We start from the raw sequence: 23,408 nt of genomic DNA on the forward strand, positions 1-23,408 counted from the left end.
CTATTTCAGGCGTTGGAGGAGGCTCGAATAGTGGGCGTCGAGAGACTCCATTTTGCCGAACGCCACGACAACGTCCTTTGCGCGGGCAATCGACTTCTTGTCGTACTCAACATAGGAGCTTCGGCGCATGAAGTCCACAAGCTGCAAGCCGCCCGAGAACCTGCCCGTGCGCCCCGTCGGAAGCGTGTGGCTCGGCCCCGCGGTGAAGTCGCCGAGAACGGTCGGGGTGTATTCGCCGACGAGAATCGCGCCCGCCGTCGTGATTTGCGGCACGAGCTTTTCGGGCTGTTCAACCTGCAACTCCATGTGTTCGGGCGCGACGTAGTTCGCCACTTCGACCGCCGCCGCCAGATTCGGCACAAGCGCGACGTAGCAGCCGTCGGCGATTATCTTTTTGAGCTTCTCCGCGCGGGAGAGCGACGCCGACAAAATCTCAATCTGTTTGCGAGCGGCTTCGACAACCTTTTTCGAAGTGCACACAAGGAAAATCTTTTCCTTGCCGCTGCCGTGTTCCGCCTGCGAGAGCAGGTCTGCGGCGATGTAGCGCGGGTTCGCCTTGGCGTCGGCGACAATCAAAACCTCGCTCGGGCCGGGGAGGAGGTCTACGCCGACGTTTCCGAAGAGCTGGCGTTTCGCCTCTATGACATACGCGTTCCCGGGGCCGAAAAGCTTTTCGACGGGAGCGACGCTTTCTGTGCCGACGCCCATCGCCGCTATTGCCTGCGCCCCGCCGATTTTGTAGATTTCACGGACGCCCAAAATGCCGAGCACGCAGAGAATGTGCGGGTTTACCAAGCCGTCCTTGGCGGGCGGCGTGCACACGCAGATTTCCGGGCAGCCCGCGATTTTCGCAAGAGTCGCAGTCATCACGACTGTCGAGACGAGCGGCGCGCTTCCGCCCGGAATATACAGGCCGACGCGGCGAATCGGGTAGAAATTTTCGCCGATTTTCGCGCCCTGCGGATTTCTTGCGCGCCAGTTTTTCGGCTTTGTGTGGAGGTGGTAGGCTTTGACGCTTGCAATTGCCTCGCGCATGGCGCGTTTGTCCGCCGCCGAAACTATTTTCGCCGCCGCCTTCATTTCCTCTTCCGAAACTTTGAGCGACTTCAATTCGACGCCGTCGAATTTTTTTGTGTAGGCGAGAACCGCCCTGTCGCCGTTCGCCCGAACGTCGGCGATTACCGACGCCACGGCGTCCTTTGCCTCCTGCGGGAGGCTTGCCGACTCGCACGCCTTTTTCAACTCTTCGGCGAATGTCGCCGACTTGTATTCCAAAATCTTCATGTCTAAAATATCTTAAAAAATTCCCCCCAAATCAAGAATAATAAAAGACCCGCGCGGAGGAAAGGCGCGGAATGCGCAGTCGGCAAAGGCTCGGCGGCGGAACGCCCCGCGAACGGCGTGAACAAAGGCGCGGCGCGACGAATCAGGCGGAGGCAGTGAGCTTAGAACAGCTCGCCCTGCCCGACGGCTTCTCCGAAGATGTCGGCGAAGCGTTCGCGCCAGTCGTCGATTTTCGACACATAGTAGTCGGCATCGTAGGGCGCGCTTGCGGGGTCGTACGCGGAAATCGGGCGGGCGCGTTTCCAGTCGGGGTCTTTCGGCGAAGCACCGCGCGCCATGTAGTAGAGAACCTTGTCGCCCGCGTCGGGTCTGGGGTTCATCATGAGGGCGGCTTCCAGAGCCGCGCGGCGTCCGCGCCCCGTCTTTGCGATGTCGGCGGAATACTGCGCGGGCGACTTGCCTATATACTCGCCCTTCGCCAAATCTTCGATAGGCGCATTCCCCGAAAGAATCAGGTTTTTTGCGCGTTCTATTTCGCGCGGCAATTCGCCGTCGCGCCCGAACAGCTTGTCGGCAATCATAGCCTCCGTAAGCTTGCGCAGGAACGGCTCGGTCGCCCTGTTCCTGAATGCCGAGCCGCGCACGGCGATGTTTCCGTCCCGCAAAAGCGCGTAGTTTTTCGCCTTGTAGCAGAGCATGGCGTCGAATTTTCCGTCGAACTCCAAGTCCACGCCGTCGGGCAGAACGGCGTCGGCGGCTTCAAGAAGTTCGAGAGGCCTGCCGAAATATTTTTCGGAGGAAATGTAGATGCCGTCGGTATCCGCCTCCAAAACGGTGCAACCCGCCGACTTGAAAAAGTCCACAAGCTTTACGAGAAGCCCGCGCCCCGCTGCGGTGATTTCCGCCGCAAGAGAGGAGTCGCCGAATGCGGCGGTCGAAAGGCCGAGGTATCCGTAAAACGAGTTGATGAGGATTTTAAAGCTTTTCTGGCGGGCGTCGTACTCGCGCCGCAGCGATTCGTCGGCGGTTTCGCGGGCGAGCTTTTTGTATTTCAGGCGGTATTCGCGGAGCGAGCGCAGCTCGTCCAAAAACACGCCGAGATAGTCGTTGCGCGGGCATTTGCCAAGCACGAGCATAAGGCTCGGATACAGCGAGGCAACGTCGTAGTGGAGCACGTTTTTGAAAACGCCCGTCTCGAAAGACTCCGACAGCGCGCCCTCTATGTAGCCGCCCGACGACGGCAGCGGAATCGCCGCCCGCGCCGCAAAATACCTTTCCAAAAACACGCTCTCAACCTTCATGCCCGAACCGCGCAGAAGACACTCCTGCAATGTCATCGGGAAGTTCGAAACCTGCGCGACGTATGTGGGCAAAAGCTTTGCGGCAAGACCCGCGGTCTCTCGAAGATCGTCGGAAAGGTAGGCGCGGAAAGTCTTTCTGTCGGTCTTGAACACTTCGCCGATGTCGCCGCCGCGAATGTATGTGCGCGTGGATTTGTCGCTTATGCCGAAGTGTATTGCCGACTCTTTTAGCGTGTACGAAACCATTTCGCGCGCTCCGATGTCGTAGAGCTGGACGAGCGGAAGGGTGTCGACAACAGTCCGCCCCGCGATGTCGCAGCGCGTGTAGGCGAAAGTGCGCTCGGCAATCGTGAGCCTGCTTTTGCGGAACGCGACGCTCCCGCCGAAACGCCCCCAGCCGAGCGGAATTTTCAGCCGCTTGGAACGCTCGGCGATGTAGGGAATGTCGAACTTGAAAATGTTGTGCCCCTCGATTGTGTCGGGGTCGCGGGCGAGAATTTCGGCGCGGAGGGTTTCGAGAAGTTTGCGCTCGGCGTCGTCGGTGAAGTCCTCCAACTCGATGATTTTTTCGCCGCCCCCGCCCGAAATTCCGACGGCGATTATCCTGTCGCCCGCGCGGGACGCCGACGGAAAGCCGCCGCCCTCGCAGACAACTTCGATGTCAAGCTGCATGCGGCGCAGGTCTGAAAAGCGCATTCCCGCAAACATGCGCAGCCCGCGGGCGGTCAGGAACTGGTTTTCCACGCACGAGATTCTGTCGGACGGCAGGGACTTGTCGCGCGACTTGAAATACTTGTCCATGTCGGCGACGGACTCGAAGAACAGCAGCGAGTCGAGCGGCGTCGGCGGCACTCCGCCCGCGGGGCGCGAGAGAAGCTCCGCGCTTGCGTAGGCGCATTCCGCGCCCGACGCCGACCACATGAACGGGTCGAACTTAACGCACGCGTTGCGCCGCTCGCCCGATTCGTCGCGCAGGCAGAGGCGCACGTTTGCGCCGTCGCACCAAAGCCCGCAGATTGATTCCCTAATTTCTTCGTCCGCCATGCCGAAAATGCTTGCCGATTCCGCGAATGTTTTCAAACTTATAAATCTTATTTCGACAAAAAATGAAGAAAGCAAACCTCATAATGTTGGGCGCACCGGGCAGCGGCAAAGGAACGCGCGCGGTCGCCATCTGCGAAGTTCTGGGTATTGTGCAGGTCGCAACGGGCGACCTCTTCCGCAATAACCTCAAAAACGGCACTCCCCTCGGCAAGCTCGCAAAATCCTACATGGACAAGGGCGAACTCGTACCCGACGACGTAACTGCGGCGATGGTAAAAGACCGCCTCATGCAGCCCGACACCGAAAAGGGCTTTGTGCTCGACGGCTTCCCGCGCACAATCAAACAGGCGGAAATGCTCGACAAAATGCTAGCGGAAATGGGTCGCGAAATCGCGGCGGTCGTCTACCTCGACGTTCCCGACGAGGAAATCGTGAAGAGAATTTCGGGCAGAATGGTTTGCGAAAAGTGCCAAGCGCCCTACCACAAAGTTTTCACACCCCCGAAAGTCGAGGGCGTATGCGACAAATGCGGCGGCAAACTCTACACGCGCGACGACGACAAACCCGAAACCGTCAAGAAACGCCTCGACGTGTTCCGCTCCACGACTCTCCCGCTCGTAGACTTCTACTCGAAGAAAGGGCTTATCGTCCCGATTCCGCCCGAACTCTCAAAGGCGGGCGCAATCGCAGACATGACCGACCTCTGCAAGGAACTCGGACTGCTTAAATAACGATGCGCGTTTTTTTCATAGGCGACATCGTAGGCAAACCGGGCAGGAAAATCCTCACCGAAAACCTCCCCTCAATCAGGGAGAGGCTCGGCGTGGACTTCGTAATCGCCAACGGCGAAAACTCCGCGGGCGGCAACGGCATAACAAAAAACATGGCGGAAGAGCTGTACCGCGCGGGTATCGACGTGATTACGCTCGGCGACCATATTTGGGACCAACGCTGCTTCGAGGGCGAAATAGCCTCAATCGACAGGCTATGCCGCCCCGCGAACGTGCCGCACAGCAACCCCGGGCGCGACTTTGTCGTGGTCGAAAAAAACGGAATGAAACTTGGCGTGTTCAGCCTGCTGGGGCAGACTCTGATGAAAATAAAGTCGGACTGCCCGTTTGCGGCGGCGTCGCGCATGTACGATAAAGTCGCGCCGCTTTGCGACGCCGTGTTCCTCGACTTCCACGCGGAAACGACCTCCGAAAAGGTCTCCATGGCGTGGCATCTCGACGGCAGGGCGCAGGCGGTCGTGGGAACGCACACGCACATTCCCACAAACGACGCCCGCATTTTCCCCAAGGGGCTTGCGTTCCTGTCGGACGCCGGCATGACCGGCCCGTGGCACTCGTGCCTCGGCCGCAAGTGGGAGCCGATTCTCCAAAAGTTCATCGACGGACGCCCGCGCCCGTTCGTAATGGCAGAGGGCGACGACAGAATCTGCGCGGTAATCATCGACATCGATACCGAAAAGAAACGCGCGGTGTTCGTCGAGCCGTTCATCTACCCGCCCTTCCCGAACTCCGCCGAACTTTGGCAAAAAGCAAAAGAGGCCGAAGCCGCGGAACGCGCCGCGAAAGAGGCTGCAAAGGCGGCGGCGGAAGCCCCGGCGAACGACGCCGAACAAAAATAGCGCAAGCGCAAAAAGCAAAAATCCGCGCTCCGAAACAGAACCGCCCGATTGGAACGGAAAATCCGGAGGGCGGATTTTTTTGCGCCCGCGCGTTTTTTAGAAAAGCCAGACCGAAAAACCGCATGCGAAAAAAATCGGCGCGTACCGATTTTGAGCGGCGCGCGCCGATTTGTTTACGCGGATTTATTTCAATAAAACTTTCGCGGAAATCGGATAGTGGTCCGACGGCACAAGTCCGTCAACATGGTCGGTGTATGTGCCGAAATTCAGGACGTCCACGTCGTTGGAAACGTAGATGAAATCTATCGGCATATCGCCCGCCGAAATGTTTTTGTAGTTGTTGAACGTGGAGCGCGTTGTGCCGTAGGGCTTGGAAAGGGAATTTTCGCGGGCGTCCTTTGCGATTGCGCTACCGCGCATGACAAGCGACGCGGGCTGGTTGCGCGTTTCGTTGAAGTCGCCCGAAACGAAGAACGTGCCTTTGCCCGCAATTTCGCGGATTTTTTTCACGAGCAGTTCGGCGGACGGCTTGTGCCATTCGGCGTATTTTTCCACGCAAAGGTGTATGTTGAAAAAGTTGAACTCTCGCCCAGACTCCATGTGGCGGAATTTAGCCCAAACGCAGGAGCGTATGGAATCGAACTGCTTGCCGAAGCCGCGTTCCGCCTTGTCGGGCGTTTCGGAAAAATAGAACTTGCCCGAATCAAGAAGCTCGAACTTGTCGCGCCGATAGAAAATTGGGTTGTTCATGTTGCGCAGCATATTGTCGATATTTTTCGCCGCGGATTTTACGGAAACTTCGGCGAGGGTCAGGTTGCGGACAATCTGCCCCGCGACGGCGTATTTGTCGGACTGCGCGGCAAGATAGTCAATCTGAAAGCCCATCGGCTCCTGCATTCCGACGATGTCGAAACCGTGGAATTCCACAAGAGGCATTATGAGATTTTTGCGGGCGTTCCACCTAACGACGTCGGAGGGGTCTTTGCAAAAACCGACGTTAAAACTCGCCACGGTGAACTCGGCGGGCTTCGGAGCTTCGACGCTTCCGCAGCCGAAAAGCAGCAGAAACAGCGGGGAAATTAAACACAAAACTTTCATCGCAAACGATATTCCAACACAAGATAAACAAGTCAAACAAAATACCCAACGGAAATCGGCGCGGATTTTTCATTTTGCGCTTGCAAAAATCGGCGTTTGGACAAATCATCGCGCCATTCGCAAATGCGCGAAACGAATTTAAAACAATACAAAATATATTATGGATTCTCTTTTGATTAAAGGCGGCTCGCACCTCGAAGGCGAGGTCTCCGTGGCGGGCGCAAAAAACGCGTGTCTGCCGATTTTTGCGGCAACCCTTCTCACCGACCAGAAATGCGTTCTCAAAAACGTGCCCGACCTCTCCGACGTGCGCTTCATGGCGGAAATCGTCGCGGCGATGGGCGCGGAGGTCTCGAACCCCGCAAAGGGCGTCTGGGAAATTCAGGCAAAGAACATTTCGCACGTCGCGCCCTACGAGCTTGTCAGAAAAATGCGGGCAAGCATCTGCCTGCTGGGGCCGCTCACCGCAAGACTGCGCAAGGCGGAAGTGTCGCTCCCCGGAGGCTGCGTCATCGGCGCAAGACCCGTAGACCTGCACATCAAGGGGCTTCGCGCGCTCGGCTGCAACGTGGAAATCGACAGGGGCTTCATCTGCGTGGACGCCCGCAAAATGCGCGGGGCGCAAATGTATCTGGGCGGACGCTTCGGCAGCACGGTAACGGGAACGGCCAACATCATCATGGCGGCGGTGCTCGCGCCCGGAACTACGGTGATTGAAAACGCCGCGTGCGAACCCGAAGTCGCCGACATGTGCAAAATGCTCACGGGCATGGGCGCAATCATAGACGGAGCGGGGTCGCCGACGGTCACGATTACGGGAGTGCCCAAACTCGGCGGAACGGAGCACAGCGTCTTGCCCGACAGAATCGAAGCGGGCACTTGGATTGCCCTCGCCGCGGCGGCAAAGGGCAAGGTGCTCGTAAAGGGAGCGCAGAAAAAATATTTGGGGTCGTTCCTCGACATTCTCGAACGCGCGGAGTGCCCGTTCGAAATCAAAAGCCCGTCGTCGATATACGTAGACGCGTCGAAAATCAAACTCAAACCCGTGGAATGCACGACACTCCCCTACCCGGGCTTCCCAACCGACTTGCAGGCGCAGCTCTGCGCCCTCATGACGCAGGCGGACGGAATTTCGGTAATCACCGAACGCATCTACCCCGAACGCTTCATGCACGTCCCCGAACTCTGCCGAATGGGCGCGAACATCGTAAGGGAAGGCCCGAGCGCAATCATCAGCGGAAAGACGAGGCTTTCGGGCGCGCCCGTGATGGCGTCCGACCTTAGGGCGAGCGCGGCTCTCGTGATAGCGGCTCTTGCGGCAAAGGGCGAGACGCTCGTCAGCCGCATATACCACCTCGACAGAGGCTACGACTCGATAGACAAAAAGCTCGTGTCGCTGGGCGCAAAAGTGGAGCGCATAAAAAATTCGGACTGATACTATTAAAAGATTGAAGTTTTTAGAGGACTCCGCTTTACTTGTCGGAAGTCAACAAAAAATATACCGATATATAAATTAATGGCAACAAACATACCTTACAGGGGCGGAGACAGACGCAATTTCAAGGGCGGCAAAAACTTCGGCCCGAGAAGAAACGAAAGAATAAGAGCGCCGAAAATCAGGGTGATTGGACCCGACGGCGCAATGCTCGGAATCATGTCGCCCTACGACGCGCTCGCGATTGCCCGCCGCGCGGGGCTTGACCTGCTTGAAGTGTCCCCCAACGCCGAACCGCCCGTTTGCCGCATTCTCGACTACGGCAAATACATGTACGAGGAGGCTAAAAAGCAGAAGTCGCACAAGACCGTGGCAGTTAAAGTCAAGGAGATTAAACTCCGCCCCATGATTGAGCAGAACGACTTCATGACGAAAATCCGCAACGCCGAAAAATTCCTCTTTCAGGGCAACAAGCTCAAAATCACCCTGATGATGAGGGGGCGCGAAATGGAATTTAAAGACAAGGCTTTCGACGCCGTTAAACGCGCCCTCGCGGAACTTTCGCATATGGGGCACCCCGACGCCGAACCCAAACTCATGGGGCGCAACATAAGCGTCTCGATGTCGCCCGTTCCGCAAAAGCAGCGCAAGCTGAAATATTCGGGCGAAAACGACGAAGTCGCCGAGGACGACTCCGACTCGGAAGAATAGCAAAATGCTCTCACGACGCGGATTTTTTGCGACGCTGTTCGGTATCGCATTCGCAGTTCCGAACGCGCGCGCGTTGTGGGTAAAAAACGTAGAATATATACCCGTCTCAAAACTGGCGCAGCTCTGCGGAATGCGCTATAAAACGACGGTCGCAAAAAAGTCACAGACGGTGTTCGGGAAAACGTCGAGAATGACTTTCGAAACGAACTCCCGCGCGATGGACTTGAACGGAATCACGGTCTGGCTCGGGCACGCGGTTGTCGAAAGCAAGGGCATGCTGTACGTGGCAAAGCGCGACTATTTCAAGTCGATAATTCCCATTCTCTTTCCGCAAAACAACGGCACGCCGCCCAAGCTCTTCCACATTTTCATCGACGCGGGGCACGGCGGCAAAGACAGGGGCGCGTACAACAAAACCTACAAACTCAGCGAAAAGGCGGTGAGCCTCGACATCGCGCTGAGACTCGGACGCGAGCTTAAAAAGAACGGCTATAAAGTGTCGTACTCGCGCACGCGCGACGAATTTATAGAACTTGCCGACCGCCCAAAAAAGGCGAACGCCCTCCGCGCCGACCTCATGGTAAGCATTCACTGCAACGCTGCGGCGCCGTCGGTTTCGGGAATAGAGACATTCGCGCTGACGCCGCGCGCGATGCCGTCTACGACAAGCAAGGGCGTGTCGAAGTCCGACCACGTCGCGTACGGCGGGCACTCGAACGACGAGTGGAACCAGCTTTTGGCGTACTACATTCAGAGGTCGCTGCACTACACAACGCGCTCGCCCGACAGGGGCGTGAAACGCGCGCGCTTCGCGGTGCTCAAAAGCCCGAAAATGCCCGCAACGCTCGTCGAATGCGGGTTCATCTCGAACAACTACGAGTGCAAAAACATGGCGACCGCCGCATACAGACAGAGAATCGCAACGACAATCGCAAACGCGATTATGAACTACCACGCAACCCTCCGCCGCCTTTCGGCGAAACGCTGACGGCGGCGCGGCGCAAAACGGCTTCCGCAATCGCGGACAGACTCCGCAAAAAAACTCCGCTTCCATTTCGGGCGCGGAGTTTTGCGTTTTCGGAAGTCGACCTGTTTAAAGAGTCGCCTACTCTACCGTGATGTAGGCGTGCTTGCGCACGTTTTTGTTGAGGATCACGGTTTGCTCGTACTTTTTGCCGTTGCGCTCGAACGACACTTTGTATGTGCCGTAGAAGCAGCGGAAGTGGAATTCGTCGGCGGATTTGTCGAACGAAAGGTCCGTGCGCCACTCCTTGTTTATGAGGCGGTCGAGAACGTCGTAGGCGGGTTTTTTTGAGAAGTCGCGGCGGATAATGCCGCTGTTGAAAACGTCCTCGCTGCCCGCGGTGCCGTCCACAAAGTGCCAGTAGGTGATTGCCTCGACTTTCGGGTGCGAAAACCACAGCTTGTAGAAATTCTCGAAGAGGAACGCCTGCTTTTCCTCGCCGACTTTGCCCTCCGCCATGCACGGGAAGCTGATTTCGGTGATGTGGATTGGCTTGTTCAGGCGCGAGAACGTGTCGAGCACGTCGAAGAGTTCGTCGGGCGTCCACGATTCGCCCGCCATGAGGGCTTCGCGGTCTGCCTTTTTGAAGTAGTGGAGCTGAAGCCCGATTATGTCGAGCTTGCCGCCCCGCGCGAGAATGTCGGAAGTCAGCAGGTAGTCGGTGGCGTACTCGTGGTAGCGGGCGACGCGCATCCACACGGGCGTGGTGTAGTTCATGATGAACTCGTTGTTGTACGAAAACGCGCGCTCCGCCTCCTTGAACGCCTTGAAAACGTGGTCGGTCGGGAAGTAGTTGGGAGTTTTGTAGTGGTCCTGAGTGTCGGAAGACTCGTTGGCGACGTCCCAAATGTTGATGTCGCCATTGTAGCGTTCGGCGATTTTGTCTATGTAGCGACACATGTACTTTTCGATAAGCTTGCCCTCGCGCGGAGTCCACTCCGGAAGCCCGAATTTGTTGATGTACCACGCAAGGGGGTGCCCCTTCATTTTAAGCCCGTTTTTGTTGCAGAATTCTACGATTGCGTCCTGCGAAGGGCGGCGGTAGAGGTGCTCCACTCCCTGGGCGGAAACGTCCTTCGCGAACTGGTACACGCCGTCCTTCTGCTCGTACGCCTTCCAATAGAACGGAACTGTGGCGAAGTTGAAAAGCTCCAAAAAATGCTTTTCGTAGAGTCGGTTTTCCTCCTCTGTTTTGAAGCCGCCGAGCAGGAAAATCTGCGCCCCGAAAAGGAAGTCGTGCCGAAGCATTTCTACTTTGAGATTGTCCACTTTCACGGGGCGTTTTTTTTGGTCGATAAACGTCAGATAGAAATCTCCCTTGCGGTTGTTTTCGATTCCGAGGGCGATTTTCTCCTGCAAGACGGGATCTGCCCAAAGCGATTTGAGCTTGTCGGACAGCGGGGCTTCGCCCTTTTGCGCGGCGTTTGCCTTGCGTTCCCACGGCATTGTTTTTGCGCCGTGCTGGGCGAAAATCGGCGACGCCGCAAGAGACGCCGCCGCCAACATCAAAATAAGCTTCTTCATAAGTTCCTCCGAATGTGTGCAGGTTGTTGTTTAATTCGGGAAAAACGTTTAGCAAAAAACGCGGTCTTTCACAACAAAAAACGCGCCGGACGGAAGTCCGACGCGCCGAAAAAGCCGCAAAATGTCAAAGAAGCGCAACGGATTTTGAAACGACTTCCGCCGCCCTGTCCAAATCGTCCTGCGTGTGGGCGGCGCTCATGAAGCAGATTTCGAAAGCCGACGGCGCAAAATAGACGCCGCCGTCGAGACAGCCCTTGAAGAATTTTTTGTACAAGCCCGTGTCGGAACGCCGCGCGACGTCGTAGTTTACGACCTCCTCGGAATTGAAGAAGAACGAGAAAAGCGACGCCGCCATCGGCGTCCGGATTGCCACGCCCTTCTTTTGCGCCGCCGCGCGAACCGCGTCCACAATGAACTTCGATTTGCGTTCAAGCTCGGCATAGGGATTGGACTCGCGGATTAGCGTAAGAGCCGCGATTCCCGCCGCCATCGCGAGCGGATTGCCGCTGAGCGTGCCCGCCTGATACACCGGCCCCAGCGGCGCAATGTATTCCATGATGTCGCGGCGTCCGCAGAACGCGCCGACGGGAAGCCCGCCGCCTATGATTTTTCCGAGGGCGCAGAGGTCGGGCAAAACGCCCTCGCGAGCCTGCGCTCCGCCTGCGGCGACGCGGAAGCCGGTAATTACTTCGTCGAAAATCAGAAGGCTTCCGTATTTGTCGCAGACGCTCCGCAGATGTTTCAGGAAGCCCGCTTTCGGCGGAATAAGCCCGACGTTCGCGGGGTACGGCTCAACGATAATGCACGCAATTCCTTCGCCGTATTTTGCGAAGCATTCGTCTACCGCGTCGGCGTCGTTAAACGGCAGAACAAGGGTGAGCTTTGCGAGGTCGGAGGGAATGCCCGCGGAATCGGGATTGCCGAAAGTAAGCGCGCCGCTGCCAGCCTTGACAAGCAGGCTGTCGACGTGCCCGTGGTAGCAGCCAGCGAACTTCACAATCTTGTCGCGCTTGGTGAATCCCCGCGCGAGCCTGATTGCCGACATCGTTGCCTCCGTGCCCGAATTCGTCATTCTGACCATTTCCGCGCAGGGAATCATCGCGTTGATGAGCTTTGCCATTTGCAGTTCGCCCTCCGACGGCGTGCCGAACGACGTGCCGTTTTGCAGCGCCTTTTCTATCGCCGCGCGGATAACGGGGTGGTCGTGCCCGAAGAGCGCGGGGCCCCAAGTGCAGACGAAATCGACAAGCTCGCGGCCGTCCGCCGTGCGGAGCTTTGCGCCGTGCGCCGACTCCGTGAAAAACGGCTCGCCGTCTACACTGCGGAACGCGCGGACGGGCGAGTTCACGCCGCCGACAAGATATTTTTTGGATTCTTCGAAAAGTTCCTTCGAGTTCATAAAAAGCCTACTGAATGCCGCGACGCGCCGCCACGGGGATTTTTCTGTCCGACGCGTACGCTACCGTCGAAACTTTCGGGCCAATCGGGTACTGAGTGCGCTTGTACTCGGCGCGGGCGACCTTGCGGGCGACGTCCTCGACAACCGCCCTGTCGAAGCCGCGCCCGACGATTTCGGAAACCGACATGTATTCGTCGATGTGCAGGCGCAAAATTGCGTCGAAGAGGTCGTAGGGCGGCAGGGAGTCCTCGTCTTTCTGGTCGGGGCGAAGCTCCGCCGACGGCGGTTTGTCTATCGTGTTTTGCGGAATGATTTCGCGCCCCGCCTCCCTGTTTATGAGGTTCGAAATTCTGTAAACCTCCGTCTTGTAGAGGTCGGAAATCGGGGCGAAGCCGCCGCAGGTGTCGCCGTAGAGGGTGCAGTAGCCGACGGCGCATTCGCTCTTGTTGCCAGTAGTCAAAACCAACGCGCCGAATTTATTTGAAATCGCCATCAGCACAAGCCCGCGCGCGCGCGACTGTATGTTTTCCTCGGTGACGTCGCGCGGGCGACCCGCAAACAGCGGCGCGAGGGTCGATTCCGTCGCCGCGACGATTTCGGCAATCGAGACGGTGTGGAACTCTATCCCCAAATTTTCGGCGAGCTTGCGGGCGTCGCCCTTGCTGTGTTCGCTCGAAATTTTCGACGGCATGGAGACGCCGATTACGCGCTCCGCGCCCAGAGCCTCGACCGCCAGAGCCGCCACAAGCGCGGAGTCTATGCCGCCGCTAAGCCCTATGAGCACGCGCTTTATCGCGCATTTTTCGACGAAGTCGCGCAGAGCCATGACGACCGCCTTTTTGAGGTCGGCGTCGCCCTTGAAGTCGGCGGAGTCTCCGTCGAAGCCCGCCACTTTTTCGGTATCTATAATGCGACAGTCCTCCGCGAATTTTTCAAGGCACTGCGACTTCGGCTCTCCGCGCGAAGCGTCAACATACATGCTCCCGCCCGCGAAAACAATTTCGTCGTTGCCGCCCACAAGGTTGCACCAAAGAAGCGGAGCGCCGACGAGCTTCGAGACTTCGCAAAGTAGGCCGCCCCTGTGGCGCACGGTGTCGTTGCCGCTCGAAAAGACGCTTGCCGAAATGTTTACGAGCATGTCGATTTTTCCGCCCCCCGCAAAATAGTCGAGCGGCTTGGGGAAGTACTCGTAGCGGGCGGCGGTGGGGATTGTCGGGAGAGTCCAGATGTCTTCGCAAATGGTGATTCCCAAGCGTTTGCCCTTGAATTCCACAACGCAAAAATCCTTGCCCGAATCGAAGTTGCGGGCGTCGTTGAGCGCGCCGTAGTTGGGCAGCAAATGCTTGTCGCACACGGCGGCGGCCTTTCCGTTTTCGAGCCAGTACGCCGAGTTGCGGTAGCCCACCGAGCCGTCTCCGCACGCGCGGGGGCAGCCCACGAGCGCGGGAAGCGGAAGTTTTTTTGCAAGCTCCGCAAGGGTTTTCTGCGCGGCTTCCACGAATTTTCCGTAAAACACGAGGTCCTTTATCGGATACCCCGAAACCGCCGATTCTGGAAATACCGCGAAGTCCGCGCCGTCGCGGGCGAATTTTTCGCACGCGGTTAAAATCTTTTGCGCGTTGCCTTCGAAATCGCCCACGCGCGTGTCAATCTGCCCTACTCCGATTTTCATTTTCGTAAAACCGACATTTTTTTTCAGAACGCCGCCTTTGCAAGCTTATAAAAAAGAAAGCGTCGCGAAGCCCACACGCTCCGCGACGCAAAATGCCGCATTTTGCGCGGGTTTGTTCCGCGCCCCGCAGGGAAGTCGGACTTCCGCACGCTATGCTATTCGTCGTAGGAGACGCCTGCGGGGAGGTCTTCCGTTACGACTTTGCGCCACTTGCCGCCGACTTTCACGACCACAATGTCGTTGTCTTTGTCGTAGAACATCGCGCCGTTCTTGGCGTTTTTGAGAGCCTTCTTTTTGAGCATTTTAAGCTCGTACTGGTACATGACTCCCATGCGGGCGTGCTCGCAGTCCCTGTCCGTCTCGAATTTTTCGCGGGGGTGGAGTTTTTCCGCCTCGGCTTTCCAGTCTGCCGCGGGCGGCATTTTGTCGAGCAAATCCGCCCTGCCTATATTGTCGAGAACGAAGAGATTGCGCATATCGACTTCGCCGTAGAAAATAGCCTTGTCGCGCCCGAACATGAACGAGTGGTACGGAACGTCCGAGCCTACCCTGAACCAGTTGTACGCCGAAAAGCCCTGCCCGTACGCCGCCGCGTAATAGTAAAGCTCCGCGACGGGCAGCCCTTCCTCGACGTGCTTGTTCAAAATCATCGTGATGCGCGAGCGGTCGTCGCGGGCATACGCCTCGAAAACGTGCAAGCCCCAGCGTTTCTTGAAGTTGTCGTTGCCGCGAACCATAATGGTCGAGTTCGTCATTATCGACGAGTCGAAGTAAATCGGGACGGGAACTTTCGTCTTGTCGAAGCCGTAGTTGTATGCCTGATTCTTCCAGTTCGCCCAGTCGGCGTCTACGCCCGAAAAGAACTTGGGAGACGAGTCTCCGCCGAACGCCGAAAATGCTGCTGCGAGCGAAACGAGTATTGCGGGTATTTTTTTCATAGTGCGATTTTTCTATTTGTTGTTGTCCTAAATTCAAAGCGCGGATTTGCTCCGCAAAGCCTCGTACAAAAACAGGGCGGCGGCGACGTTTACGTTCATGCTGTCGGAAATTCCGCCCATGGGGATTTTCACCCTGCAATCAAGAAGCCCGTTCCAGTCATCGCCGAGACCGTCCTTTTCCGAGCCTACGACAATCGCGCAGGGAACGGACATGTCGGCGTTCCAGAGGAAGTCCGACGCGCCCAGATGCGCCCCGAAAGTTTTTATGCCGCGGGCTTTCAGCCACTCCGCCGCCTCCGCGGGCGTAGCCTCGGCGACTTTTACCGAAAACAGCGCACCCTGCGACGCGCGGACAACCGCGGGGTTGAAAATGTCGCAGACGGAATTTGTGAGGATTACCGCCTCCGCGCAGAGGGCGTCGGCGCTGCGCAAAAGCGCGCCGAGGTTGCCCGATTTTTCGATTGAATCGGCGACAAGCACCGTCGGATTCTCCGCGCCCGAAAGCTCCAGCTCTTCCAGCCCGCAACTCCACTGCTTTACGACGCCGATAAGGCCGTCGCAGCCCTCGCGGTTCGAGACTTTTTCGAACGCGCCCGCCGACAGCCGGCAGAGCGGAATTTCGGAGTCGGCCCGCAGTTTTTCGACAAACGCCGAATGCTCGCCGCTTTTGAAAAAGTCGGGGCAAAAATAAATTTCGTCCGCGCCGACGGTTTCGACGCAGCGCGAAAGCTCGCGCAGTCCCTCGACCGCAAAAAGCCCCGTTTTCCTGCGCCCCGCCCTGTCGCGCAGCCTGTCTAAAAGCTTCACGCGCGGATTCTGTCTGCTCTGTATAAATTCGTCGGACATATTTTAGTGTTGCCCTTATACGAAAACATAAAAAACTGTCCTGACAACTTTTTTATGAACAAACACGACACTCCCCCAAAAAATTTCGTACCCGAACCCTTCCAGTACCGCGAAATCGTCGAGCTTGACATCGACGACCTCACGAACCTCGGTGCGGGCGTGGGACGCATCGACGGCTGGGTCGTCATGGTGCCGTTCGCGCTCGGCGGCGAACGCGTGAAGGCACGCGTGTACAAAAACCACAAAAACTTTTCGGAGGCCGATTTGGTAGAAGTGCTGAAAGAGTCGCCCGACCGCGTAAAGCCCGTCTGCCCGCTCTTCGGCACTTGCGGCGGCTGCCAGTACCAGCACTTGGCGTACCCCGCGCAGCTCGAATGGAAGCGCAGGCAGGTTCGCGAGCTTGTCAAAAGAATCGGAGGGATAGACTTCGAAGTGTCGCCGACGCACGGCTCGCCCGCGCAGTACGGGTACAGGTCGAAGCTCACGCCCCACTACGAACGCCCGCGCAACGGCGAAATGCCCGTGGGCTTCATCATGCAGGGCAGGAGAAGCGCGCTTGTCGACGTTCCGCAGTGCCCGATTGCGTCGAGCGCAATCAACGCCGCCCTGCCCGCCGCGCACGGGCGAATCAAAAAATCGAACCCGCGCCGCGGCGGAACGCTCCTTTTGCGCGACTGCGCAGAGGGCGTCTGCCAGGACAACAACGCGATTATCACCGAGCGCGTCGGCGGCATCGCCTACCAGTTCTGCGCGGGCGAATTTTTCCAAAACAACCCGCACATTCTGCCCGACCTCGTAAACTACGCGATTTCCGAGGCGGAAGGCTCGCGCAACCTCGTCGACGCGTACTGCGGGGTGGGCGTGTTCGCGCTGGCGGCGGCGAAGAAATTCGAAAACGTCGCGGGAGTGGAAATCAGCTCGAAGGCAATAGTCTGCGCGAACGCCAACGCAAAAATCAACGGAATAAAAAACTGCGAATTCCTCATCGGCAAGGCGGAGACGATTTTCGACGGCGTGGCAAAAAAATTCGGCGGCGCGGAGACATCGGTAATCATAGACCCGCCCCGCGCGGGCTGCGACACCGCGTTCCTCGAACAGCTCACGGCGTTCGCGCCGCGGCGCATAGTCTACGTCTCGTGCGGCCCCGACACGCAGGCGCGCGACCTCGCGTACCTTGTCTCGCACGGATACAGGCTGCTCAAACTGCAACCCTTCGACCTCTTTCCGCAGACGCGGCACATCGAAAACGTCGCGACCCTCGAAGCCGAATAGGCGCAAAAATGCTCGACACCGTACGCAAACCCGCGCATATTCCGACTACATTTACACAATTAAAATACGCATTATATTTTCCAAATGGGAGACGATAAACGAAACAAAGTGGTTTTTGTCTGTTCGGGCAACATCTGCCGCTCGCCCATGGGCGAGGCTCTGCTCAAACACGCAGTCGCCGCGACCGACGCAAACGACCCAGTCCGCAAGCTCGAAATCTGCTCGGCGGGGGTATCGACGGTTGACGGCATGCTGCCGAGCGCGCACTCGATAGAGGCTCTCGCAAAAGTGGGAATCGACATTTCGGGCTACCGCTCGACCGCCATGACGCAGAAAATCGCGGACGGGGCGTTCGCGATTTTCGCGATGGACTCGTCGCATATCGACGCGCTCAAAAGCCGCTTCCGCAACCTTCCCGAACGCCTGTTCAGGGTGCTCGATTTAAGCGAAAAGGCGAAATACAAAGACGTGTTCGACCCCTACGGCGGCAACTTGGCGGACTACACCGAAGTGCGCGACGAAATAGTCTCGGCAATACCCTCAATTTTAAAATACCTGCAAAATGAAACAAAAGCTTAGCATAGGTTGCGACCACGGCGCAATCGACCTCAAAAACGCGCTCGTCGCCGCGCTCTCCGGCGACTTCGAAATTACAGACGAAGGCACTTTCGACAAGTCGAGCGTAGACTACCCCGACTTCGCCGCAAAAGTCTGCGCCGACGTGAAATCGGGCAACGCCGGCTTCGGCGTGCTGCTGTGCACCACGGGAATCGGAATGTCGATAGCCGCGAACAAGGTGCGGGGAATCCGCGCCGCGCTCTGCCACAACGAAGACTGCGCAAAATTCTCGCGCCTGCACAACAACGCAAACGTAATCTGCATGGGCGCAAAATACGTCCCAGCGGAACTCGCCGAAAGGCTCGTGCGGATTTTCGCGGAAACGCAGTTCGAGGGCGGACGCCACGAAAGGCGCGTCGGAAAATTCATGGACTTCGAAAAAGATTGTTAAAGATTTTAGTTGCAAAAAAACGGCAAAGTCGGAATCTCAAAATCTCCCGCATTCCGCGGAACAAAAAATAAACGCTCACAACACGTTTCACAATGAACAACGCCATCAAAGCAGCTCCCCTCAAAGAAGTAGACAGCGCGGTTTTCGACGCAATCAAGGCCGAAACCAACCGTCAGCAAACGCATATCGAACTCATCGCCTCGGAAAACTTCGTTATCCCCGCGGTTATGGAAGCAATGGGCTCGACCCTCACAAACAAATACGCCGAAGGCTATCCGGGCAAAAGATACTACGGCGGCTGCGAATTTGTGGACATCGTTGAACAGCTCGCAATCGACAGGGCTAAGGAGCTTTTCGGCGCGGAACACGTAAACGTACAGCCCCACTCAGGCTCGCAGGCGAACATCGCAGTCTACACGGCGGTGCTCCAACCCGGCGACAAAATCCTGACAATGTCGCTCGAACACGGCGGACACCTCTCGCACGGACACCCCAAGAACCTTTCGGGCATGCTCTACAACGTAGTAAACTACGGCGTTGACGAAAAAACTGGCTATATAGACTACGACAAGCTCGAAGAAACCGCAATGGCGGAAAAGCCGAAGCTCATCACGGTCGGCGCGTCGGCATACCCGCGCACAATAGACTTCGAAAGAATGTCGCAAATCGCCAAGAAATGCGGCGCAATGATTATGGCGGACATCGCGCACATCGCGGGCTTGGTCGCGGCGGGCGTGCACCCCTCGCCCGTTCCGTTCTGCGACTTCGTGACGACAACTACACACAAGACCCTCAGAGGCCCGCGCGGCGGCATCATCATGTGCCGCGAGCAGTACGCAAAGGCAATCGACTCGGCAATCTTCCCCGGAACGCAGGGAGGGCCTCTCATGCACGTCATCGCGGGCAAGGCGGTTTGCTTCGGCGAAGCGCTCAAAGACTCTTTCAAGGAATACCAGAAGCAGATTGTCAAGAACTCCAAGGCTCTCGCGGAAGGCTTGATGAAACGCGGCATCGGGCTGGTATCGGGCGGCACGGACAACCACCTGCTGCTCATCGACCTGCGCATTAAACACCCCGACCTCACGGGCAAAGACGCGCAGACGGCTCTCGACAAGGCGAACATCACGACGAACAAAAACACAATCCCCGGCGAAACGCGCTCGCCCTTCAAGGCAAGCGGCATCAGACTCGGCACGCCCGCGGTTACAAGCCGCGGCATGAAAGAGGAAGACATGGACAGAATCGCCGAGGCAATCGTTACGGTTCTGAACGCGCCCGAAGACGAAGCGGAAATAGCAAAGGCAAAGGCAATCGCCGAAGACCTCTGCAAAAAATACCCGCTTCCCTACTAAAATACGGACGGCAATTTGACGTTTCGGGGAATGTCGGGCAATGCGGCATTCCCCGTTTTTTTAATTCAAAAAGAAAACAACAATGTCTGAAACAAACGAAGAACTCAAAAAACTCGTAGCGGCGGCGCAGGGAAAGATTCTGCCCGCAAGCTCCGAAAATTTGGCAAAATGGCTGTCGCACGACTTCCTGCCCGAATGGGCGCTGGAATCGCTCGCGGAACTCTTCAAAAAAGGCGACTTCGACGAAATCGACGACAGGTTTTTCAAACCGCTCGCGTTCGGAACGGGCGGCATGCGCGGACGCACAATCGGCAAAAAGTCGGCTTCGGCGGAACTCGGAACGGTGTCCGACAAGGGCACGCCCGAACACGCGGCGGTCGGCGCAAGCTATATGAACGACTTCAACGTAGCCCGCGCCACGATGGGGCTTTTCAACTACTGCAAAAAATTTCTCGACTCAAACGGCGGCGGCACGCCCAAGCTCGCCGTCGCCTGCGACGTCCGCCACTTCTCGACGCACTTCGCGCAGCTCTGCGCCTCGGTGTGGCGCAAAATGGGCGGCGAAGTCTACCTCTTCGACGGCCCGCGCTCCACGCCGCAACTGTCGTTTACGGTGCGCAACCTCGCAACGACGGCGGGAATCGTAATCACGGCGAGCCACAACCCGCCGCACGACAACGGCTACAAGGTCTACTTCGGCGACGGAGCGCAGGTAATCTCGCCCCACGCGGAGGGAATCGTGGCGGAGGTAGACAAGATTGAATGGAAGGACATTCGCGACTTTTTGAAAATCGACCTCGACGGCGTTAAAACCGTTCCGCAGGCGTCGGAGGACGCCTATGTGAAGTCGATAGAAAACTGCGTTATCGACAAGGAGGTAATGGCGGCCAACAAGCCGAAGCTCGTCTACACGGCGGTGCACGGCACGGGCGCGGCTCTCTGCCCGTCGGTCATGCGCCACTTCGGGCTCGACCCGATTCTCGTCGACGAGCAGATGGTCATGGACCCGCGCTTCCCGACGGTAAAACAGCCGAACCCCGAATACGCCGAAACGCTCTCGATGGGCATCGCAAAAATGAGGGAAAGCGGCGCGGAATGCCTCATGGCGACAGACCCCGACGCCGACAGAATGGGCGCGGCAATCAGGACGAAAGACGGCGGCGTGAAAATCCTTACGGGCAACATGATTGGCTCGCTGCTCGCCGACTACCGCGCAACGCAGATGAAGGCGAAGGGCATAATCGTAAGCCCCGAAAAATGCGCCCTCGTAAAGACATTTGTGACGACTCCGTTGCAGGATAAAATCGCGGAAATCCACGGGCTGAAATGCGTCAACACGCTCACGGGCTTCAAGTGGATAGGCGGCAAGCTCACCAAGTACGAAAGGGAACTCGTCGAGGCGACGGGCTCGGACTGCACCGACAGGGGATACGCCGAACGCGCGCGCCTCATGCAAAAGCACAGCACGTTCTTCGTGTTCGGCGGAGAGGAAAGCTACGGATATCTCGGCACGGACTCCGTGCGCGACAAGGACGCAAACGCGGCGGTCATCATGTTCTCCGAAATGCTCGCATACCTGAAATCGCAGGGGAAAACTGTTGAGGAATACCTCGATTCCATTTACCTCAAATGCGGCTACTACCTTGAAGACCTCAAAAGCATCTATCGCGAGGGCGCGTCGGGTTCGGCGGAAATACAGTCGTTCCTGAAAATGCTCGACGAAAAGCCGCTCGAAGAGGTCGCGGGAGTGAAAGTCGCAAAGGCGGTGAACTTCAACAGGGACGAAATTTTCGACGCAGACGGCGACCGCATACCGCGCGAAAAATTCTTCTTCTACACGCTCGAAAACGGATACAGCTTCGCGGTGCGCGGAAGCGGCACCGAGCCGAAAATCAAGTTCTACGCGTTCGCGGCGGAAAAGGCGGAGTCGGCTGACAAGCTCGACGCGGCAAAACAGACCGCCCGCAAAGAGCTTGACGCCCTGCTCGACGACCTCGCGCGGAAGTTCGAAAACGCCGTAAAACAGGCTTGATAAACCGTCCGCAAACGGTAAAAATGTCTCTCTCTGGGAGACATTTTTTTATGCCGCCCTCCCCCATTTACCCAACAAACAATCCGAAAAACAATGAAGAAAACGGGATTTTTCCAAACCCTGCTGCTTGCGGCGGCGACGCTCGCCGCCCAGACTTTCGACGCAGACTCCGCAAAGGCGTTCTTCGACGCCTCGCCCGATCTCGCAAAGAAGTCGCGCCAGTATTTTGCCGAGGCGGAAGCGGAATACGCGCCGAACGCAGCCCCCTCCTACGAAAAACTTGTCGTCGCAAAATACCTGTCCGCGCTCGCAAAATACGGCAAAAGCGCAAGCCCCGAACTCCGCGCCGAACTGCTCGGAAACTTCGCGCTGCTCGACGAATTCGTGTCCATTCTCTCGCCCGACGACGACGCCGCGCGGGTGTTCGAAATCCTCGAAAAAATCCGCGCCGCCGCCCCCGATAAATTCGAAAAATACCCCAAGCTTGCAATCGCCACCGCAGTTGTCTTCGACACTCCCCCGCCCGCAAGCTGGCCGCACGCGCAGGTCTCCGAAAAGCTCCTGCCGCGCGAGCCGCGCGACCCGCTCGAACGCTTTTCGAAAATCGTCGAAATGCGCGAGCGCGGAAAATTCCTCATTCCCACGGAAAAGCTTTCGGCGGAGGAGCTGAAATACCTCGTGCCGTCGCCCGCAAGCGACGACGACGCCGAATGGGCGCAGAAAAGCGTCTCGGTAAGCTTGACAAATATACCCAAATTGTATCCGTCAATATCATACGACCACGGCAGGCTCTCGCGCAAGGAGTTCGACTGGAACGGCGAAGACTACCGCCTGAAAACAATCAAAGCCCGCGGCGGAATCTGCACCGACCAAGCCTACTTCACCTCGGAAGTCGCAAAGGCGCGGGGCGTTCCCGCGTTCATATTTTCGGGCGCGGGCAGCGACGGCTTCCACGCGTGGGTGGGCTACATGCAAAAGCCGAACTCGTGGAACTTCGGCGTCGGACGCTACGAGGGCGCGCGCTTTGTGACGGGCAAAACGCTCGACCCGCAGACATGGAAAACAGCGACCGACCACGCGCTCGAATCGCTGCGCGAGGGCTTCCGCAACGGCGCAAAATACAAGGCGTCGGAAATGCACGAGGCGTTCGCAAAGCATTTCTTCGGCAAGGGTGAATTCGCAAAATCGCTCGCGTGCGCAAAGGCGGCGGCAGCCTCCGACCCCCGCAACGCCGACGCGTGGAACACAATCATCGACTCGCTCGAAAAGCTCGAACGCCCGAACGCTGAAATCTGCGCCGCCTACGAAAGCGCAATGAGGGCGTTCTCGAAATACCCCGACACCGACGCCGACTTCCGCCGACGCCTCGTAAAAATCTACCGCGATGCAAACAACCCCAACGCCGCGCGGAAACTCTCGACTTCGATTATCCTGAAAAACAAGAGCCTGCGCCCCGACATCGCAATGGAGTTCGCCCGCGCGGAGCTTGAAATAGACATCGCCGACGGCTCGGCGGACAAGCTTGTATCCACATACAAACGCCTGCTTTCGGCGTTCAGAAACGACTCCGCCGTCGCAATCGACGGGATCACGATTCCCATCGTAAACGCGCTCCTGAAAACCGACAAATACCGCGCCGCCCGCGACATTATGAAGACCACCCGACTTGTCCTGAAGCCCTCGAAAGACAGCCTGATTCTCCCCGTCCTCAACAATATCGACACCCAGCTCGACACAATTATCCCCAAGCTCGACAAGCAGAAGTCGGGCGGCGGCGACTAACCCGCGCGACGCGCTTGCCTATGCGTCGCGCTTCCACCCTCTGCGCGCATTCCCG

General features: G+C 57.6%; 19 protein-coding genes. 11 read left to right on the forward strand and 8 right to left on the reverse strand.

Features of this window, described 5'->3' with window-relative positions:
• Both hisD and P3B99_002395 read right to left on the reverse strand, forming a co-directional pair.
• Positions 1-1,284: a histidinol dehydrogenase gene (hisD, locus tag P3B99_002390; GenBank protein WYJ07974.1), complete on the reverse strand. Its 1,284-nt coding sequence runs from the start codon at positions 1,282-1,284 to the stop codon at positions 1-3.
• A gap of 161 nt (positions 1,285-1,445) precedes the next feature.
• Positions 1,446-3,665: a DNA polymerase domain-containing protein gene (locus P3B99_002395; GenBank protein ID WYJ07975.1), complete on the reverse strand. Its 2,220-nt coding sequence runs from the start codon at positions 3,663-3,665 to the stop codon at positions 1,446-1,448.
• A gap of 26 nt (positions 3,666-3,691) precedes the next feature.
• Here P3B99_002395 and P3B99_002400 point away from each other — a divergent pair, with 26 nt between their 5' ends.
• Positions 3,692-4,360, forward strand: coding sequence for an adenylate kinase (locus P3B99_002400; GenBank protein ID WYJ07976.1), 669 nt, complete (start codon positions 3,692-3,694; stop codon positions 4,358-4,360).
• Between the two features lie 2 nt (positions 4,361-4,362).
• The gene (locus tag P3B99_002405; protein ID WYJ07977.1) at positions 4,363-5,259 is read left to right on the forward strand and encodes a TIGR00282 family metallophosphoesterase; all 897 of its coding nucleotides are present in this window, start codon (positions 4,363-4,365) and stop codon (positions 5,257-5,259) included.
• A 183-nt stretch (positions 5,260-5,442) separates the two neighbouring features.
• Here P3B99_002405 and P3B99_002410 read toward each other — a convergent pair whose 3' ends face one another.
• Positions 5,443-6,357 carry an endonuclease/exonuclease/phosphatase family protein gene (locus P3B99_002410; GenBank protein ID WYJ07978.1) on the reverse strand — a complete coding sequence of 305 codons (915 nt, stop codon included), beginning with the start codon at positions 6,355-6,357 and terminating at the stop codon, positions 5,443-5,445.
• Between the two features lie 160 nt (positions 6,358-6,517).
• On the opposite strand from P3B99_002410, the gene murA reads away from it, so the two are divergent.
• The 3 genes from murA to P3B99_002425 all read left to right on the forward strand — a co-directional run bounded on the left by murA (position 6,518) and on the right by P3B99_002425 (position 9,491).
• A complete protein-coding gene (murA, locus tag P3B99_002415; protein WYJ07979.1) occupies positions 6,518-7,792 on the forward strand; it encodes a UDP-N-acetylglucosamine 1-carboxyvinyltransferase in 1,275 nt (424 codons plus the stop codon).
• 81 nt (positions 7,793-7,873) lie between these two features.
• Positions 7,874-8,503 carry a translation initiation factor IF-3 gene (gene infC / locus P3B99_002420; protein ID WYJ07980.1) on the forward strand — a complete coding sequence of 210 codons (630 nt, stop codon included), beginning with the start codon at positions 7,874-7,876 and terminating at the stop codon, positions 8,501-8,503.
• Positions 8,504-8,507: 4 nt separating this feature from the next.
• Positions 8,508-9,491, forward strand: a complete 984-nt coding sequence (locus P3B99_002425; protein WYJ07981.1) for an N-acetylmuramoyl-L-alanine amidase — start codon at positions 8,508-8,510, stop codon at positions 9,489-9,491.
• Between the two features lie 117 nt (positions 9,492-9,608).
• Here P3B99_002425 and P3B99_002430 read toward each other — a convergent pair whose 3' ends face one another.
• The 5 genes from P3B99_002430 to P3B99_002450 form a co-directional block, all read right to left on the reverse strand.
• Positions 9,609-11,051, reverse strand: coding sequence for an endo-1,4-beta-xylanase (locus P3B99_002430; protein WYJ07982.1), 1,443 nt, complete (start codon positions 11,049-11,051; stop codon positions 9,609-9,611).
• A 124-nt stretch (positions 11,052-11,175) separates the two neighbouring features.
• Complete coding sequence (gene hemL / locus P3B99_002435; GenBank protein ID WYJ07983.1) at positions 11,176-12,450, reverse strand: glutamate-1-semialdehyde 2,1-aminomutase; 1,275 nt, start codon at positions 12,448-12,450, stop codon at positions 11,176-11,178.
• 7 nt (positions 12,451-12,457) lie between these two features.
• Positions 12,458-14,122 (reverse strand): NAD+ synthase, encoded by a 1,665-nt coding sequence (locus P3B99_002440; GenBank protein ID WYJ07984.1) that lies wholly within the window; start codon positions 14,120-14,122, stop codon positions 12,458-12,460.
• Positions 14,123-14,277: 155 nt separating this feature from the next.
• The gene (locus tag P3B99_002445) at positions 14,278-15,060 is read right to left on the reverse strand and encodes a hypothetical protein (protein WYJ07985.1); all 783 of its coding nucleotides are present in this window, start codon (positions 15,058-15,060) and stop codon (positions 14,278-14,280) included.
• 33 nt (positions 15,061-15,093) lie between these two features.
• A complete protein-coding gene (locus tag P3B99_002450) occupies positions 15,094-15,906 on the reverse strand; it encodes a TrmH family RNA methyltransferase (protein WYJ07986.1) in 813 nt (270 codons plus the stop codon).
• A 54-nt stretch (positions 15,907-15,960) separates the two neighbouring features.
• Between P3B99_002450 and P3B99_002455 the strand changes: the two genes are divergently transcribed.
• The 6 genes from P3B99_002455 (at position 15,961) to P3B99_002480 (ending at position 23,353) form a co-directional block, all read left to right on the forward strand.
• The gene (locus P3B99_002455; protein WYJ07987.1) at positions 15,961-17,178 is read left to right on the forward strand and encodes a class I SAM-dependent RNA methyltransferase; all 1,218 of its coding nucleotides are present in this window, start codon (positions 15,961-15,963) and stop codon (positions 17,176-17,178) included.
• Positions 17,179-17,262: 84 nt separating this feature from the next.
• A complete protein-coding gene (locus tag P3B99_002460; GenBank protein WYJ07988.1) occupies positions 17,263-17,757 on the forward strand; it encodes a low molecular weight protein arginine phosphatase in 495 nt (164 codons plus the stop codon).
• Positions 17,741-18,187: a ribose 5-phosphate isomerase B gene (gene rpiB, locus P3B99_002465; GenBank protein WYJ07989.1), complete on the forward strand. Its 447-nt coding sequence runs from the start codon at positions 17,741-17,743 to the stop codon at positions 18,185-18,187. The genes P3B99_002460 and rpiB overlap by 17 nt, the downstream gene beginning before the upstream one ends.
• A 92-nt stretch (positions 18,188-18,279) precedes the next feature.
• The gene (gene glyA / locus P3B99_002470; GenBank protein ID WYJ07990.1) at positions 18,280-19,539 is read left to right on the forward strand and encodes a serine hydroxymethyltransferase; all 1,260 of its coding nucleotides are present in this window, start codon (positions 18,280-18,282) and stop codon (positions 19,537-19,539) included.
• A gap of 82 nt (positions 19,540-19,621) precedes the next feature.
• Positions 19,622-21,571: a phospho-sugar mutase gene (locus tag P3B99_002475; GenBank protein WYJ07991.1), complete on the forward strand. Its 1,950-nt coding sequence runs from the start codon at positions 19,622-19,624 to the stop codon at positions 21,569-21,571.
• A 93-nt stretch (positions 21,572-21,664) separates the two neighbouring features.
• The gene (locus tag P3B99_002480; GenBank protein WYJ07992.1) at positions 21,665-23,353 is read left to right on the forward strand and encodes a hypothetical protein; all 1,689 of its coding nucleotides are present in this window, start codon (positions 21,665-21,667) and stop codon (positions 23,351-23,353) included.
• Positions 23,354-23,408 lie beyond the last annotated feature (55 nt).

It is taken from the genome of Opitutia bacterium KCR 482, assembly GCA_029269845.2.
GTDB lineage: Bacteria > Verrucomicrobiota > Verrucomicrobiia > Opitutales > Intestinicryptomonadaceae > Merdousia.